Here is a 16,937-nt window from a genome sequence, read left to right on the forward strand (position 1 = left end):
ATTTCTAGGAAAGAATGAACAGGTCTTTTTTATTAAACAGTTTTAGAAGTTAAGGAGACAATATTCGTCGCTTTTTCAATTGCCTGCTCTAAATCTTCTATTAAATCCTCTACGTTTTCTATACCAATCGATATGCGCACTTGATCAGCACTTACACCTGCTTTTGCTAAACCTACATCATTTAATTGTTGATGGGTCGTACTAGCAGGGTGGATAATTAAACTTTTAGCATCCCCTACGTTGGCTACATGCGACCATAATTCTACCGAATTGATAAGTTTTGCTCCAGCTTCGCGTCCACCTTGAATTCCAAAAGTCACAACAGATCCTGCTCCCTTAGGCAAATATTTGTCCGCCAGCGCTTTATCAGGGTGACTTCCATTACTAGGGTGCGAAACCCAGTTCACGGCAGGATGATTTTCCAAATATTGAATAACAGACTTAGTGTTCGAAAGATGCTCTTTCATTCTCACATGCAACGTTTCTAGCCCCAGCGTAAACTGGAACGCGCTTTGAGCACTTAACGTCGGCCCTAAATCACGAAGTAATTGCACACGAGCTTTTGTGATAAAGGCAGCAGGGCCGACTGCTTCAGAGTATACAATCCCATCGTAGCTTGGATCTGGTTCCGTAAAGCCAGGGTAGTTTGGTGAGTTCCAGTCGAATTTGCCCCCATCCACGATGATGCCTCCTAAGGTGGTTCCATTTCCCAAGAGCCATTTTGTAGCAGAGTGGATGACAATGTCCGCTCCAAAATCAATTGGCCGGCAAAGGTACGGGGTAGCAAAGGTATTATCGATAATGAGTGGTATGCCCGCATTGTGAGCAATGTCCGCTACAGCTTCAATATCAAGAATCCTTAGACTTGGATTTCCAATTGTTTCCGCAAATATAGCCTTCGTTCTAGGCGTGATGGCTTTTTTGAAATTTTCAGGGTCATCAGGAGAGACGAACTTCACTTTTATCCCATATTTAGGAAGAGTATTTTCAAAAAGATTATACGTACCGCCATACAATGTAGAAGCGGACACTATTTCATCTCCTGCACCAGCAATATTTAGGATTGACAGTGTAATGGCAGCCATTCCACTTGCTGTTGCCAGTCCGCCGATACCACCTTCCAACAAGGCCATTCTTTCTTCGAAAACACTGACCGTAGGATTATGAAGTCGTGTATAAATATAGCCATTTTCCTTTAAGCCAAATAAATTTGCTGCATGGTCAGTATCTTTGAACAAGTATGCATTGCTCTGATAAATAGGCACTGCACGTGCACCCGTTTCATCTACTTGAAGACCTCCGTGAACACTCAATGTTTCGAAACGCAACTTTTTCTCTGCCATAAGATTTCTCCCCTTTTTCTATGGATTTAGTTGGAATTAAGAATCAGGCCTTCCTCTTTTAACAAGCAAAAAAACCACTTCATAAGAAGAGGCTTATATACTCTCCTCATCTTCCAGAGCCAATACTCTGTTGGAATTAGCACCGTATATAAATTTATACCGGTTGCCGGGCTTCGTCGGGCCAGTCCCTCCGCCACTCTTGATAAGAACTATTAAATTTAGCAGTTACTTTCTTAATTCAAAATATAGCACTTTAGAATTATCCAGTCAATCAATTATTTGAATATTCTTATTTCAATTCCCCATCAACTATATCGTTTATTCACTACTTTTCTACAGCTAAAAAGCCAACCCATATTGGATTGGCTTTTTAGCTTATTTCCTTAAGCATTCCGTACAAATAAGGAACAGACTGAAAGGCATAAATTTTTTTCCGCAGCTGCCCTTCTTTAAATAGTAATAAACAAGGTACACTCTCAATTTCATATGATTCGGCGATTGTTTGGACATAGTTCATATTCATCTTTCCTGCCTTCAAGTCTGGAAAAAGCTCCAATGATATCGTAAGCATCCTAGATGCCACCTGACAGGTCCCACACAAAGGTGTATATAAATATAAGCAAAAGGTTTCCCCTTCTTCAACAGCAAGCCTACAATCTTCTTCTTTCAATTCTTGCATCAATTAGTCGTTCACCCTTTGACTTAAAAATTTCATTTTCACATTCATATTGGCAGATAGGAGCACTGTAGCGATATGATGTTCGGGGGCACTTTCCACTTCTTTGTACATTTTATTGATATACAAGTGGCTTGCTTCCGGCATTTCCCTTCGGAATTGCTTCCGTAGCTTTTCTCCTGAATCATCTGCGTCAAAAAGGAGATAAACATCACGGTCCATCATTTCATCTACTAACTCATCCAGCTTAGTTAATGAAATGGTCCCATTTGTACATCTTATTTCCACATCTTCATTCAAAACGGAGGCAACTTTTCTTCTATCGGAACTGCCTTCTACAATGATAACTTTATCAAATTCGCCCCACTCCATGTCATCACTCCATCTCACGAATTGTGTGCATGCCGCCTTTTTATAAACTGAAAAAGAGAGCAGGCCTATTTAGACCCTCTCTCCCTCATTTTAACCGTTTATCAGGCTATCATATTCTTCAGCGCTCATCAGGTTTTCAACGTCACTGATATTTGATGGTTCAATCACGATCATCCATGCTTTTTCAAAAGGAGATTCATTTACGAATTCAGGATTGTCATTCAACTCTTCATTTACTTCAACAACTTTACCACTGATAGGAGCATACAGCTCAGATACAGTTTTAACAGATTCAACACTGCCAAATGGCTCGTCCGCTTTCAGTTCAGCGCCAATCTCTGGAAGCTCAACAAAAACGATGTCCCCAAGTTCGGACTGAGCAAATGCTGTAATTCCGATACGTACTGTTCCATCTTCTGTTTTGACCCATTCATGTTCCTTTGTGTAACGAAGTTCTTTTGGTGTTGTCATCATTAATTCCCTCCATAGTACATCTTATTTTATCTATTACATTATAAGGTAGATTTTTTTTAAAAGTAAGGAATTAACCAAATATTTTGTATTATTTTAGTTCCAAGTCTGTTCGAATTGCTCTTCTTTGAAACCAACTGTCACTTTTGTGCCGTCCGTAACAATCGGCCTTTTAAGAAGCATACCATCAGTAGACAATATATCTAGCATTTCTGCTTCAGAAGCATCTTTCAGCTTGTCCTTTAAACCCAGCTCCCGGTATTTTTGCCCGCTAGTATTAAAAAACTTCTTCAGCTCTAATCCGCTGGTATTATATAGTTGTTCGATTTCTGTTCGAGAAGGCGGATTTTCTACTATATGAATCGCTTCATATTGCAGTTCATGACTATCCAGCCACTTCTTCGCATTACGGCATGTGCCGCATTTTGGGTACCAATATAATGTTAAGCCCATTGTTTCACCACCTATCAATAGAATACCCGTTTTTTCTGTGCAATACAACGAATTCTCCTTGTCTTTCCATCGTGAAAATTTCACACGTAATAAAGGGAATACCCGATTACGGGAATTCCCTTTAAAGGTTGAACTTTGATTATAGTGCGTATTTTTCAGTTTCGATTACCTTAACAGAAGCTTCTCGTTTTTTCGTAATGACATTGATTGGGTTGTGTCTAGTCAACTTGCGAAGTGAAGAAAGCATAATGCGAAGAGTATCGCCTGTTTCAACGGCAATTAACGTTTCTTTTGCATGCTGTTCTATTTCATTGAACGCTTCTTGAACGAAAATTTCAGTGTACAGTACTTTTTGTTTATTCTTTTCTAAGCCTGTAGTCGCAATTGCTTTTTCTGTACGTAAAACCACAGATTCAGCAGCGTATGCAAGGGATGCGATATCAGCAATGTTAGATAAGATTTCTTGTTCTTGATCAAGTTTCTTGCCGTATTTCTGTGCTGCAAGACCTGCTGCCAAAATACCGATTTTCTTAGCATTTCTAACCAGCATTTTTTCTTGTGCCAATGGCTCATCGCTAGGCTCTTCAGGCATCATCATCATTAATTCCTCTTGCAGTCCTTGTGCTTTTTGTAGAAGAGGAAGTTCTCCTTTAAGTGCTTTTTTCAGGAATGTTCCCGGAACAAGCAAACGGTTGATTTCATTTGTGCCTTCGAAAATCCGGTTAATACGAGAGTCACGGTATGCTTTTTCAATTTCATATTCCTGCATGAAACCATAACCACCATGAAGCTGTACGCCTTCATCTGTTACGTAATCCAATACTTCAGAAGCGAAGAATTTATTCAAAGAACACTCAATTGCATATTCAGCGATCGCTGCCGCCATTGATTTTCCATCTTTCACTTGCTCATCAGTCAGCTTGCTTTGTCTTTGATCATAAAGACCGACGGTACGGTATACAGAGCTTTCTGCTGCATAAATTTTAGAAGCCATCGTTGCAAGCTTTTCTTTCGTCAAGTTAAAGTCAGAAATTTTCGTTTTGAACTGCTGACGTTGATTTGTATAAGCAGCAGTAATTTCAAGAGCGCGTTTAGAACCGCCGACTGCGCCAACACCCAATTTATAGCGGCCAATATTCAAGATATTGAAAGCAATAACATGCCCTTTTCCAGCTACGCCAAGAAGGTTTTCAACTGGAACATGTACGTCTTCCAGGATTAAAGTACGTGTAGATGAACTTTTTATACCCATTTTCTTTTCTTCAGCGCCCGTAGATACACCTTGATATTCACGCTCTACAATAAAGGCAGAGAATTGTTCGCCGTCGATTTTAGCATATACACAGAACACATCCGCAAAACCTGCATTGGTAATCCATTGTTTTTCACCGTTTAAAACGTAGTGAGTACCTTCTGCATTTAATTTCGCTGTCGTTTTTGCACCCAATGCATCAGATCCTGAGCTAGGTTCAGTTAAAGCATAAGCAGCAATTTTTTCGCCCGTTGCTAGTAATGGAAGGTATTTTTTCTTTTGTTCTTCATTTCCAAATAATACGATTGGCAAAGATCCAATCCCTACGTGTGCACCGTGAGTGATTCCGAACCCACCTGCAAGCGCCATTTTTTCTGTAATTATTGCCGAGCTAATTTTATCAAGACCAAGCCCGTTATATTCTTCAGGAACGTCAGCACCAAGTAAGCCGATATCCCCTGCATGCTTCAGTAATTTTACAGAACGGTCGAATTCATGATTCTCTAAATGCTCAACTTGCGGAAGAACTTCATTCACTACGAAATCTTCAGAAGTTTTGGCAATCATTTTATGCTCATCAGAATAATCTTCTGGTGTAAACACTTGATTATACGTAATATCTTCTACTAAAAAGGCGCCGCCTTTTATGAGGTTATCTGTTGTTTGATTGGACATGTTATTTCCTCCTAAATGATTAATTATCTTAAGCCCGCCGGAATTGTTGATAAACCTTCGAACGAGATGGAATTACGCTAATAATTCAAATACTCCAGCAGCACCCATACCGCCACCGATACACATTGTAACGACTCCGAATTGTTGGTTTCTGCGCTTCATTTCATGAAGTAGGCTTAATGTTAATTTAGTACCGGAACATCCTAGTGGATGGCCCAGGGCAATAGCTCCACCATTGACATTGACAATCTCTTCATTCAAACCCAGCTCACGAATGATTTGAATGGATTGAGAAGCAAAGGCTTCATTCAATTCAAATAAACCAATATCAGAAAGCTCAAGACCTGCTAGTTTCAAAGCTTTTGGAATCGCAGCGATCGGACCAATTCCCATAATTTCCGGTGGTACCCCTGCTACGGCAAAGGAACGGAACTTACCAAGTGGCTTCAGCCCTATTGAAGAAGCTTTTTCTCCATCCATGACCATAACCGCAGCAGCTCCATCACTCGTTTGTGATGAATTTCCTGCTGTAACGGATCCTGTCACAGAGAATGCTGGTCTTAATTTCTTAAGCACTTCAAATGTTGTGCCTTCACGAACGCCTTCATCCTGTGCAAACTGGAATGACTTTTCCTGTAATTTAAGATCCGGACCTACTGAGCGAATGGTTACATCAACTGGAACGATTTCATCTGAAAACTTTCCTTCAGCAATGGCCTTAGCAGCCCTTTGATGACTGCGCACAGCAAATGCATCCTGTTCTTCACGCGAAATACCGTATTTTTTTGCAACGGCTTCAGCTGTGTGACCCATTCCCATATAGTATTCTGGAGCTGTTTCCGCAAGTTGTGCGTTCGGACGGGTTACATGTCCCATCATTGGCAAAAGACTCATGGACTCTGCTCCACCTGCAATGACCGTATCACTTTGGCCGAGCATGATTCTTTCCGCTCCATAAGCAATACTTTGTAATCCGCTTGAACAGTAACGATTAATTGTTATAGCTGGTACTGTGTAAGACAATCCTGCTAACGCACCAATATTTCTCGCCATATTCAGCCCTTGCTCCGCCTCAGGCATTGCACAACCGATAATTAAATCATCAATAGAACCTTCATAATTTCCAGCACGCTTTAACGTTTCCTTTACAACAAGAGCCCCTAAATCATCTGGTCGAACGTTAGCAAGAGAACCTTTTTTTGCTCTTCCTACCGGAGTCCTTGCTCCAGCTACTATTACCGCTTCTTTCATGAGGATCCCCCTTACTTCATTTTTAAGCTATCAATCTATTAACCTTCATTTGCAATCTGACCGTATTTTCACTTATCCATTAGTTTCGAAGTGGTTTCCCTTTAACAAGCATATGCTGCATTCTTTGCTGAGATTTCGGAGTAGAAATTAATTTTAGGAAAGCTTGTTTCTCTAGGTTCAAGATATACTGCTCATCTACTTCTGTACCGTATGGAAGTTTTCCTCCGGCCAGGACATATGCAAGCTCTTTAGCTATGACAAGGTCATGATCAGATAGGAAGCCGGAAAGGCGCATGGATTCTGCCCCTAAAAGAAGTGTGGCATAACCTGTTTCACCGACCACAGGAATTTTTGTACGAACAGGAGCTGTATACCCTTGGTTATACATGGAGATGACTGCCTGCTTCGCATCATATAATTGATGATCTGCGTTCACACTTATTCCATCAGAAGAATTAAGGAAGTTATTCCCGCCTGCTTCTTCAGCAGAAGTCGAAACTTTTGCCATCGCGACTGTTTCAAATACTTGATTAGCCACTTTCTGCAAATCAAAGGCGACGCCCTTTGGCATATTCTTCAGCGTTTTTACATAAAGTTCTTTTGTTCCGCCACCGCCTGGAATCAATCCAACACCAGCTTCTACAAGACCCATATATGTTTCTGTCGTTGCTTGGATACGTGCAGCAGGAAGAGATACTTCCGCACCGCCGCCAAGTGTCATATTAAATGGCGCTACAACAACAGGTACAGCACTGTACTTAATCTTAAGCATTGCCTTTTGGAATTGGCTGATAACCATATCCAATTCCGAAATATTGTCATCTTGTGCTTCCATCAACATCATGGCAATATTAGCACCTACACAGAAGTTTTTGCCTTGGTTTCCGATCACCAGACCTTTATAATTAGCTTCTGCTTCATCGACTGCGGCATTGATCATTTGCATGATATCAAGACCTATTGCATTATTTGGTGAAGTGAATTCAAGAAGAGCCACTCCATCACCAATATCAATCAGACTTGCACCGCTGTTTTTCTTGATTACGCCTTTTTGCTTCTTGATTGCTTTAAGGTTAATCACCTTAGGGTTTTCAAGAAGTTCTTTATATTCTCCATTATCATAGTAGAAAACTATGCCATTTTCTTCTTTATAAAAAGAAGTGATACCTTTTGCCAGCATATCCTTCACCCATTGAGGAACAGTAACTCCTTCTTGTTCTAAACGTGCTACTGATTTTTCAACACCAATCGCATCCCACGTTTCGAAAGGTCCCATAGACCAGCCGAAGCCCCATTTCATTGCTTGATCGATTGCCACAATATCATCGGCAATATTCCCAAGGAGTTGTGCAGAATACACAAGAGCCGGATTTAACACATTCCAAAGTAATTCACCAGCTCGGTCATCACTATAAACAAGCGCTTTCATTTTGTTGGCTAGACCCTTGGCCTGTTTAGCCATTTCAATAGAAGGTGTTTTTAATTTTTTACGGGCTTCATATTCAAGAGTTTCAGGATTCAGCTCAAAGATCTCCTTACCCTTTTTCACAAAAAATCCTTGTCCGGACTTGCTTCCAAGCCAGCCGTTTTCAAGCATCCTATTCATGAAATCCGGTATTTGGAAAACTGCTTTTTCTTCCCCTTCCACCTGGTCAAATACATTTTTAGCAACATGTGCAAAAGTATCCAATCCAACTACATCAAGCGTCCGGAATGTCGCGCTTGTCGCTCTTCCGATTAATGGACCAGTTACCGAGTCCACTTCACCAACGCTGTATCCGCCTTTTTGCATTTCACGAAGGGTAACTAGCAAACCATAAGTACCGATGCGGTTTGCAATAAAGTTTGGTGTATCCTTTGCTTCGACAACACCTTTACCCAGTACATCTTCGCCGAATTGTTTCATGTACTCGAGCACTTCTGGAGATGTTTCTTTAGTGGGAATGATTTCTAACAATTTAAGATAGCGCGGCGGATTGAAAAAGTGAGTTCCCAAGAAGTGCTTTTGGAAATCCTCTGAGCGGCCCTCTGCCATAGCTTCAATTGAAATTCCAGATGTATTGGAAGAAATGATGCTTCCAGGTTTACGATGTTGATCAACCTGAGCAAATACACTTTGCTTCACTTCAAGTCTCTCAACGACTACTTCAATGACCCAATCGACGTCTTTTAAACGACTTATATCATCTTCCAGGTTCCCGGCTTCAATCAACGCAAGATTTCCTTTAGCTGAAAGCGGAGCTGGTTTTTGCTTTAAAAGTTTAGTAATCGCAGTTTGGCTGATGCGGTTACGTACTTGTTTATTTTCTAATGTAAGTCCTTTTTTCTTTTCATCCTCTGTAAGTTCACGAGGTACAATGTCCAATAATAAAGTCGGAATGCCGATGTTAGCAAGGTGTGCAGCAATCCCTGATCCCATAACTCCTGACCCTAGAACAGCAGCCTTTCGTATTTGTCGAACCAAGTTTATATCCCCCTTACACAATGTATTGAATGAATGCTCATTCATTTTTAATTCAAAAAAATTTTGAATATTTTTTCTTATTACTAATATAGAATATAATTGGAAATTCCGCAATGATAAAACTGGAAAAAAATAATTTTTTTTATCATATTACCTTTGATTAATTCTCCTCTTTTTAGTAGACAATAACGTCAGGAGGTGACTTATACAATGAAGCGTAAAAATAATCCTTCTAATAGAGCTGTGAGTGCCGCAAGCGTTAAAGGCAATGCCGGCCCTGGTAATGAGCGTCAACATGGGATAAATAAAGTAAACAGCCAGAACAATCAGTACAAAAAATAAAGTCGTAATTAGAGCAGCCGTCCCTTATCCGGGCCGGCTCTCGATTTAGCTATTTTTTAAATAGTCCCTTTAAAACGAAAGCAATATTGGCTGGCCTCTCTGCAAGGCGGCGCATGAAATATCCGTACCAATCCGTACCATATGGAACATACACTCTTACCTTATATCCTTCTTTTACAAGTTCAAGCTGCTTATCATTACGTATGCCGAATAACATTTGAAATTCAAATTGATCATGAGAGATCCCTTGCTCTTTGACTAAGCTCTTCGTATAATCAATAATTTTATCGTCATGGGTGGCAACAGCTGTGTAATTTCCATTCAGCAGATGCTTCTTAATGATCTTTTTAAAATTATCATCGACATCAATTTTCTCTGGAAATGCTATTTCCCGAGGCTCTTTGTAAGCCCCTTTGACAAGTCTTAGATTCGGGTTGTATGCATTCAACTCCTCAATGTCTTTCTCTGTCCGATAAAGATAAGCTTGTATGACCGTCCCCAATTCATTATATTCAGCCTTTAAGTTTTTGAATACATCCAAAGTCGGCTGACAGCGTGGAAAATCTTCCATATCAAGTGTAACGAACACCCTATGGGTTTTGGCTTCTTCTAATATTCTTCTCATATTATTCATTACGACTTGTTCCGATATATCCATGCCCATCGACGTCAATTTCAAAGATAACTGTGAATCCAGATTTTTTCTAGAAATCATTCGAATGGCCTCTATACACTGATCTGCCATCTCATTTGCTTCTTGTTCAATATCAATGAATTCACCTAAATAATCGATGGTTACAGACAGCCCTTTTCGATTTAAATCTGCGATAGCTGCAGCTGCCATATCCAACGATTCTCCAGCCACAAAGCGGGATGCCCCAAACCGCAATCCATATTTTTTCGCTGCCTTTGTCATATTCTTGTTCTTGGATAGAAAAAGAAATAGATTTCTTAATATTTGTTCCATCTGCATTCCCTCCGTATCTTTTCTTCGGAAAATAGATGTATTTCATAAGAATATTTTACCATTTAATTCAAATTCCAGATATCCAAACATCAAGAATAAAAAAATTGTTAATGGGAAAATTAAAGTCGTTTAGATAACACTTAAGGAGGTAGACTGATGGAACAACAAAATTCATTTAACAGCCAACAACAGTCCACCGGCTTCATGAAACAACCGCCGGATATGGTTTCTGTAAAAGACAGTTTATACTTATCTGATATGCTTGCATGGAACCTGATTGCGATTAAAAAGGCACATTTTTTTGCGGCTCAATGTAAAGATCCACAAATTATTGATGCGTTAAACCGCTGTGGAATAATGCATCAGCGCCATTACGATACCATTCTGAATCATTTAAATCCAAACCAATATCAGAGTCAACAACAATTCCAGTAAGGAGGGTTCTTGATGCCCAACCAAAACAAAGTCCAAAATCCAGAGTCTCCTGTGGCAAAGACACCACAAATGAATGATCGGGATTTTATTAATGATATGCTTGCAACAGAGAAGTACTTCTGTAACTCTTTATCTGTTGCCCTACATGAAATGAGTAACCATGCGTTATTCCAGGACATTTTCTCAGTTTCGAAAGAAAATCAGGAGATGCAACGTGAGCTTTATAACCTTATGTTCGAAAAAGGCTGGTATAGTTTAGAAAAGGCTCAACCCAATAGCTTAAGCCAAACCTATCAACAGTTTTCGGGCTATAAAAACCAATTCCCATACGGATCAAACATTCAATAAGCACATATATATGAGCTGAAATGCACCATAATTCAGTTCCTTTTGTTTGTTTTCTCAATAGCTGTGGCAACAACTTCATTTAAAAGAGCCGGCCCACAGCAAAGCGTGGGCCGGCTCTATATTTAGATATCCGTTGAAAACATATACTTTTTATAGTGATACCTGATGCTGAATATTAGGCCCATGGCCATCATATTCCCCATTAGCGAGCTTCCTCCATAACTGATAAATGGAAGTGGAATCCCCGTAATCGGTAAAAGGCCTACCGTCATTCCGATGTTCTGAAAAACATGAAACGTTAACATGCTGATAACACCAACACAAATATATGTATAGAAGTTATTTCTCGTTTCCATTCCCGTTTTTGTTATATGGTAGATCAAAAGGAAGAACAAGGAGATGATGATACTTGATCCGATGAAACCAAATTCTTCTCCGATTATACTGAAGATGAAATCAGAATGGCTCTCAGGTAAATACACTTCTCTCGACCCAATTCCCTTTCCTGTGGTCTGACCAGAGCCGATTGCTAGCAGAGATTTAGTCAAGTGGTATCCTTCGGCGCTCGCATAATTATAAGGATCCAGCCAGGAATAGATGCGGCCGAATTGATAGGATTTCACTCCCAAGTATTTTTCCAGAAGTTCTGGCTTCCAAAGTACAAAATATAGAATCGTAGAAGCGACAACAAGTCCTCCTGAAACTATCGGAAGCAATATTTTCCATGAAATCCCTGATATAAAAACCATTCCAAGCATAATCGACATTATGACAAGCGCGGTTCCTAAATCCGGCTGTTGCATGATTAACAAAAGCGGAGCACCCGTCACAAGACCGATTTTAACAAGCAACCATAGATCCGTTTGAATCGTTTTCAGCGTGTTTTTGAGATGATGGTTTGATATAACATTTGCTAAAGCCAGGATCAGGAAAACCTTCATGAATTCCGATGGCTGAATCGAACCGACTCCCGGAATTTTGAACCAGCTTCTTGCACCATTTATATTAGGTACGATGCTATCCGGCATAAGGATCAGCAACAAAAGCAAGAACAACCCGAAACCATACGCATACCAGGATATCTTTTTCAACTGATCTGAATCTAGAGTAATAAACCCTAATACGATTCCAATTCCTACTATATACCAAAAAATTTGTTTAATTAAGAAGTTTTCAGCGTACTGTCCAGTCGTTTGGGCACTATAGATTGCTAAGCAACTTCCTATACATAACAACAGCAATATTGTGACCAAAGAAAAATCTATTCGTGATGAAAATTTATTTTGTTCTTCCATACTTAACTCTCCCTTAAAAAGGCTCCTGCGATACATCTTTTAATACACTTATTCATTATACTTTAAACAAATAAAATCACAACTATATCGCAGAATAGATTACAGGCTGCATGTAGTTATTAGCATGCAGCCTGTTGGTTGGAGATACTAAGAATGTGATTCCATTGCGCTTCTACGTTTCAAAAATCTACTGACTAATCCATGGCTTGGAGAAAAAAGAAATGCCAATCCGAATAACAGAGCAGCTGCACCTACCATGCATCCCGATATCGAGGCATCTAAAACGGTAGCTGAAAAGTAACCGATAATAGAACTGAGTATTCCAACCCCGATACTGACCAAAATCATCCGACTTAAACGGTCTGACAGCAAATAGGCTGTTGCCGCTGGTATAATGAGCATCCCGACTACCAAAATTGAACCTACACTATCAAAGGCGGCTACCGTCGTTAGCGAAATAAGGCTCATCAGTAAATAATGAAAGAACAAAACTGGAATTCCCATCGCAGCCGCAAGTGATGGATCAAAGGAAACAAGCTTAAACTGTTTGAAGAAAAGGAAAATCAGAATAAGATTGAGAATAAAACAACTGCCAACAATCCAAACAGCTTTTGGTCCCGCCTCGAATCCGTTAATTGTTATCGTATTCCATGGAGTATAGGCAATTTCTCCATACAGGACATGCTCCAGGTCAAAATCGATTTGTTGCGTATACAAACTCACTAGTACAATCCCTGTTGCAAAAAGAGAGGTAAACACAATGCCGATTGCTGCGTCAGACTGAACGCCTGAAGATTGAAAAAGCTGGATTAAGAATACTGTAAGTAACCCTAGTGCTGCTGCCCCAATCAGCATTGGAACCGAGTCACGTGTCCCTGTTATTAAAAATGCCAATACGATTCCAGGTAAAACGGAATGACTGATCGCATCCCCAATCAATGTCATTTTTCTGACTATCAAAAAGCAACCTAATACACTGCAAGAGCCCGCAACTAGTGCCCCGACTAAGATAATCCAAAAATCATTCATAATGGATGGCTCCCTTTCCTTTTATCCTGCTCGAGTGAATATTTCTTTTTCGTTGATAGCCTTCTCCATACAGTTGAAAGAACCCCACGTTTAGGAGCAAAAAGCATGGAAAAGAAAAACCATACCGTCGCGGACAAGACAATTAATGGACCTGTCGGCAAATTATTGACCGATGTACTGATTAACGTACCTGATACACCGCTCAGCATACCGAATATTCCAGACAGGATAACCATGATATGCAGCCGCTCTGTCCAGTACCTAGCAGAAACAGCCGGAGTAATGAGTAATGATGCCATCAATACAACTCCTACTGCTTGAATACCGATGACCACGGCCGCCACGATCAGCATCATAATGAAATAGTCTAGAAAAACAACCGGTAAACCTATTCCCTTAGCAAATCCCGGGTCGAAGGACAGTAATTTAAATTCCTTAAAAAACACGGTACAAGTGAAGATGAGTATAAAGGAAACAGTCATCATCATATAGACATCCGACATGACCATTGATGCAGTCTGCCCAAATAGAAATGTATCCAATCCGCTCTGGTTTCCATATTCACTCTGCTGGATTTGCGTAAGTAACACAATTCCAAAACCAAAAAATGAAGATAACACAATTCCGAGTGCAGCATCTTGCTTGATCTTACTGTACCTCGTAAGTACGCTGATTAGAAAAACTGCCACTAAACCAGCCAAGGCTGCTCCTATTAGAAAGAAGGAAGTAGATTTCACCCCAGTTAATATAAAGGCAACGCAAATTCCTGGCAATGCCGCATGTGCGAGCGTGTCACCAAGCAAAGACTGCTTTCTGAGGTAGGCAAAACTGCCGATGACTCCACTGCTTAATCCGAGGAACATCGTGCCAAGCAGAATCCACCGTGTATTCGGATCATTAATAATATCCAGTAAATTCATCATGTACACCTCATTTTAATAATAGACCGGACTGTGCATCTGATAATATCGCTAAGCGGCCCCCGTATGTTTCCTGTAAGTATTCGGGGATAAATACCTCTTTTGTCGGTCCAATTTTCATAACCTTTTTATTCAACAGCATCGTCCAATCAAAATATTCCTTTACTGTTGATAAATCATGGTGCACAACAAGAACTGTCTTGCCTTTTTCCTTCAATTCCATCAGCAATTGAATGATCGCTTTCTCTGTTGCTGCATCTACCCCTACAAATGGTTCATCCATAAAATAAATATCCGCTTCTTGTGCTAAAGCACGAGCTAGAAAAATCCGTTGCTGCTGCCCGCCTGAGAGCTGGCTTATCTGGCGGTTAGCGTATTCAACCATCCCCACTTTATCCAAGCATTCCATTGCCTTATGTCTTTCAGCCTTTCCTGGTCGCTTTAACCAGCCCAGGTGACCATACCTGCCCATCATCACGACATCGAGCGCATTGGTTGGAAAATCCCAATCTACTGACTCCCTCTGTGGTACATAGCCTATACTCTTCCTCATCGATTTATAGGAAGATCCACTGATTGTGACTTCCCCGGATAGTTTAGGAATCAGCTCGAGTATCCCCTTTATTAATGTGGATTTCCCCGCTCCATTTGGACCTATGATACCGATTAGATTCCCTTCCGGCACCTCAAATGAGACATCTTCGACAACCGGTTTTTTATGATAAGCTATCGTTAAATTTTCTACCTTCAGAGCTGCCTGATACATTCTTTCTCCCCCTTATTTCAAAGCATTAACAATGGTATCTGTATTATGACGGACCATACCGATATATGTTCCTTCTTCAGTGCCTTTTTCCCCCATCGCATCCGAGAATAGTTCACCACCGATTTTCACTTTGTGACCTTGCTTTTCAGCTCCTTGAATAACCGCCTCAATAGCCTTCCTTGGCACGCTAGACTCTATGAATATTGCTTTAATTTTATTCTTCACAAGATAATTCCGCATATCAGTCACATCTTTTGACCCATATTCCGATAGCGTATTAATCCCCTGTAGCCCTCTTACTTCCAATCCATATGACTTGCCGTAATATCCAAATGCATCATGTGCCGTAACGAGCACTCGCTGATCTTCTGGTATTTTATTTATTTCACCCTGTACATATTTATCAAGTTCCTTTAACTGCAGAACATAAGCTTCATAATTTTTTAGATAACTTGCTTCATGGTCAGGATCATTGGCAATTAACTCTTTCTTTACCGCTTCCGCTGCAACCATCCAGAGCTTTACATCAAACCAAACATGCGGATCATGTTCCGTTGCACTTACTTTACGAAGTTGTTCCTCCTTGAAATCCTCCGTTACCGCAATCGTCGGTTTATCCTTACTCATCATTTCAAAGATATCCGTCATTTTCCCTTCAAGGTGCACGCCGTTATAAAAAATCATGTCAGCTGAATCCAGTGTCTTTACATCACCCTGTGTTGCCTTATAAAGATGGGGATCGACTCCCGGTCCCATTAAACTAGTGACCTCCACATGTTTACCGCCGATATTCTCAACCAAATCCCCAATCATCCCCGTTGTTGCGACGACATTTAACTTGCTATTGCCTTTACCTTGTTCAGTCGTATCATTTCCGCATCCCGCTAAAATGATCACAGCAGCAAGTACGCCACCAATAGTTTTTAGAAATCCCATCCATATTCCCTCCCTTTTTCATCTTTCTAAAAATGTTTACCAAGCGCAAAATTTAGCGCAAAATTTTTTTTCTGTTTATCACATTGTCGTAGATGCTAAAAAGTTTCCCGTACACAACTTATTTTATACTATACACAAATTCACTAAAAAAGTGCAACATTTTTATCTTTGACCACTATTCTTTATCATAGGATTTTGTCGAATGAAAATCATTTACACATTTTCAATTTGTAAAGTATACTTTACGTAAAGCTAGCTTTACATTTCTGAAAGGAGTTTAAGAATTTGAAAAATAACATTCGGGAACTACGCAAAGCGCATCAACTTACACAAGAAAAGCTGTCCGAACTTACAGGCGTGTCCCGACAGACGATTATTTCTATAGAAACAGGAAGATTCGACCCTTCCATCAAGCTTGCTTACAAGCTAGCGAAAGTGTTTCAACTGGCCATTGAAGATATATTTATATTTGAGGAGAAGTTGTGATGGAGGATTTTAACTGGGGGGCCTTTTTAGGAATCACGCTTGGGATTATTTGCGGACTGACTGGATTATGGTGGGGACGCCGTGCCGCCGCCAAGCAACGGGGATTAGATGAACGATTTGACCTCATCCGAACTAGAGCACGGGCATCCAGTTGGTTTTTCCCACTTATTGGGACGTGCTTTTTTTTCTTGTTATTGCTTTTTGGAGTGAAGCTCTCTGTTGCAGCTGTCCTTGGCATTCTATTGTTCATTCATCTGGGCTCATGGGCGATCTTCGTTCTTTATTATCAAGCGAAGTTATAAGCCGTCAACTTTCCATTCATTTTTCCGACTTCAAATATACTGCGAAGTAAGCTAATCCCATTTCGATACCGCATAGTACGATCAGACAGAGTAAAGTTTGGACCATCCTAATCTCCTCCTCTAAGACTTTTTTCAATCTTAAAGGATGAAACCC

Annotated in this window: 19 protein-coding genes and 1 riboswitch; of the genes, 5 read left to right on the forward strand and 14 right to left on the reverse strand. The window is 40.3% G+C overall.

Annotation, left to right across the window (positions count from 1 at the left end):
• Positions 1-32: 32 nt before the first annotated feature.
• The 8 genes from NST21_RS25840 to NST21_RS25875 form a co-directional block, all read right to left on the reverse strand.
• Positions 33-1,343, reverse strand: coding sequence for an O-acetylhomoserine aminocarboxypropyltransferase/cysteine synthase family protein (locus tag NST21_RS25840; RefSeq protein WP_201222716.1), 1,311 nt, complete (start codon positions 1,341-1,343; stop codon positions 33-35).
• Between the two features lie 103 nt (positions 1,344-1,446).
• Positions 1,447-1,552, reverse strand: a riboswitch (SAM riboswitch).
• Between the two features lie 161 nt (positions 1,553-1,713).
• A complete protein-coding gene (locus tag NST21_RS25845; protein ID WP_340892667.1) occupies positions 1,714-2,022 on the reverse strand; it encodes a thioredoxin family protein in 309 nt (102 codons plus the stop codon).
• A 3-nt stretch (positions 2,023-2,025) separates the two neighbouring features.
• The gene (locus NST21_RS25850) at positions 2,026-2,391 is read right to left on the reverse strand and encodes a toprim domain-containing protein (RefSeq protein ID WP_053348680.1); all 366 of its coding nucleotides are present in this window, start codon (positions 2,389-2,391) and stop codon (positions 2,026-2,028) included.
• A gap of 90 nt (positions 2,392-2,481) precedes the next feature.
• Positions 2,482-2,862, reverse strand: a complete 381-nt coding sequence (gcvH, locus tag NST21_RS25855; protein ID WP_053348874.1) for a glycine cleavage system protein GcvH — start codon at positions 2,860-2,862, stop codon at positions 2,482-2,484.
• A gap of 96 nt (positions 2,863-2,958) precedes the next feature.
• On the reverse strand, positions 2,959-3,315 hold the full coding sequence (locus tag NST21_RS25860) for an arsenate reductase family protein (protein ID WP_053348873.1): 357 nt from the start codon (positions 3,313-3,315) through the stop codon (positions 2,959-2,961).
• A 139-nt stretch (positions 3,316-3,454) separates the two neighbouring features.
• A complete protein-coding gene (locus tag NST21_RS25865) occupies positions 3,455-5,242 on the reverse strand; it encodes an acyl-CoA dehydrogenase family protein (protein WP_340892069.1) in 1,788 nt (595 codons plus the stop codon).
• 72 nt (positions 5,243-5,314) lie between these two features.
• Entirely contained in the window at positions 5,315-6,493 is a 1,179-nt protein-coding gene (locus tag NST21_RS25870) for an acetyl-CoA C-acetyltransferase (RefSeq protein ID WP_340892070.1), read from the reverse strand.
• A gap of 79 nt (positions 6,494-6,572) precedes the next feature.
• Complete coding sequence (locus tag NST21_RS25875) at positions 6,573-8,957, reverse strand: 3-hydroxyacyl-CoA dehydrogenase/enoyl-CoA hydratase family protein (RefSeq protein ID WP_340892071.1); 2,385 nt, start codon at positions 8,955-8,957, stop codon at positions 6,573-6,575.
• A 210-nt stretch (positions 8,958-9,167) separates the two neighbouring features.
• Between NST21_RS25875 and NST21_RS25880 the strand changes: the two genes are divergently transcribed.
• Complete coding sequence (locus tag NST21_RS25880; RefSeq protein WP_082527532.1) at positions 9,168-9,299, forward strand: YuzL family protein; 132 nt, start codon at positions 9,168-9,170, stop codon at positions 9,297-9,299.
• A gap of 49 nt (positions 9,300-9,348) precedes the next feature.
• Here the strand turns inward: NST21_RS25880 and NST21_RS25885 are convergent, their stop codons facing one another.
• Complete coding sequence (locus tag NST21_RS25885; protein WP_340892072.1) at positions 9,349-10,266, reverse strand: proline dehydrogenase; 918 nt, start codon at positions 10,264-10,266, stop codon at positions 9,349-9,351.
• Between the two features lie 156 nt (positions 10,267-10,422).
• Between NST21_RS25885 and NST21_RS25890 the strand changes: the two genes are divergently transcribed.
• Together NST21_RS25890 and NST21_RS25895 are read left to right on the forward strand one after the other, a co-directional pair.
• Complete coding sequence (locus NST21_RS25890) at positions 10,423-10,701, forward strand: hypothetical protein (RefSeq protein WP_340892073.1); 279 nt, start codon at positions 10,423-10,425, stop codon at positions 10,699-10,701.
• Positions 10,702-10,713: 12 nt separating this feature from the next.
• Entirely contained in the window at positions 10,714-11,049 is a 336-nt protein-coding gene (locus tag NST21_RS25895) for a spore coat protein (protein WP_053348674.1), read from the forward strand.
• Positions 11,050-11,171: 122 nt separating this feature from the next.
• On the opposite strand, the gene rodA is transcribed toward NST21_RS25895, so the two are convergent.
• From rodA to NST21_RS25920, 5 genes are all read right to left on the reverse strand, one after another.
• A complete protein-coding gene (gene rodA, locus NST21_RS25900; RefSeq protein ID WP_340892074.1) occupies positions 11,172-12,344 on the reverse strand; it encodes a rod shape-determining protein RodA in 1,173 nt (390 codons plus the stop codon).
• Between the two features lie 147 nt (positions 12,345-12,491).
• A complete protein-coding gene (locus NST21_RS25905) occupies positions 12,492-13,373 on the reverse strand; it encodes a metal ABC transporter permease (RefSeq protein WP_340892076.1) in 882 nt (293 codons plus the stop codon).
• Entirely contained in the window at positions 13,370-14,296 is a 927-nt protein-coding gene (locus NST21_RS25910) for a metal ABC transporter permease (protein ID WP_053348671.1), read from the reverse strand. The genes NST21_RS25905 and NST21_RS25910 overlap by 4 nt, the downstream gene beginning before the upstream one ends.
• Positions 14,297-14,303: 7 nt before the next feature.
• Positions 14,304-15,059 (reverse strand): metal ABC transporter ATP-binding protein, encoded by a 756-nt coding sequence (locus NST21_RS25915; RefSeq protein WP_056524634.1) that lies wholly within the window; start codon positions 15,057-15,059, stop codon positions 14,304-14,306.
• 12 nt (positions 15,060-15,071) lie between these two features.
• Positions 15,072-15,995, reverse strand: a complete 924-nt coding sequence (locus tag NST21_RS25920; RefSeq protein ID WP_340892077.1) for a metal ABC transporter solute-binding protein, Zn/Mn family — start codon at positions 15,993-15,995, stop codon at positions 15,072-15,074.
• Between the two features lie 285 nt (positions 15,996-16,280).
• Here NST21_RS25920 and NST21_RS25925 point away from each other — a divergent pair, with 285 nt between their 5' ends.
• Together NST21_RS25925 and NST21_RS25930 are read left to right on the forward strand one after the other, a co-directional pair.
• Positions 16,281-16,481 carry a helix-turn-helix transcriptional regulator gene (locus tag NST21_RS25925; protein WP_340892078.1) on the forward strand — a complete coding sequence of 67 codons (201 nt, stop codon included), beginning with the start codon at positions 16,281-16,283 and terminating at the stop codon, positions 16,479-16,481.
• On the forward strand, positions 16,481-16,783 hold the full coding sequence (locus NST21_RS25930; RefSeq protein WP_340892079.1) for a hypothetical protein: 303 nt from the start codon (positions 16,481-16,483) through the stop codon (positions 16,781-16,783). The genes NST21_RS25925 and NST21_RS25930 overlap by 1 nt, the downstream gene beginning before the upstream one ends.
• Positions 16,784-16,937: the final 154 nt, after the last annotated feature.

It is taken from the genome of Peribacillus sp. FSL K6-1552, from assembly GCF_038005205.1.
Classification (GTDB): domain Bacteria; phylum Bacillota; class Bacilli; order Bacillales; family DSM-1321; genus Peribacillus; species Peribacillus butanolivorans.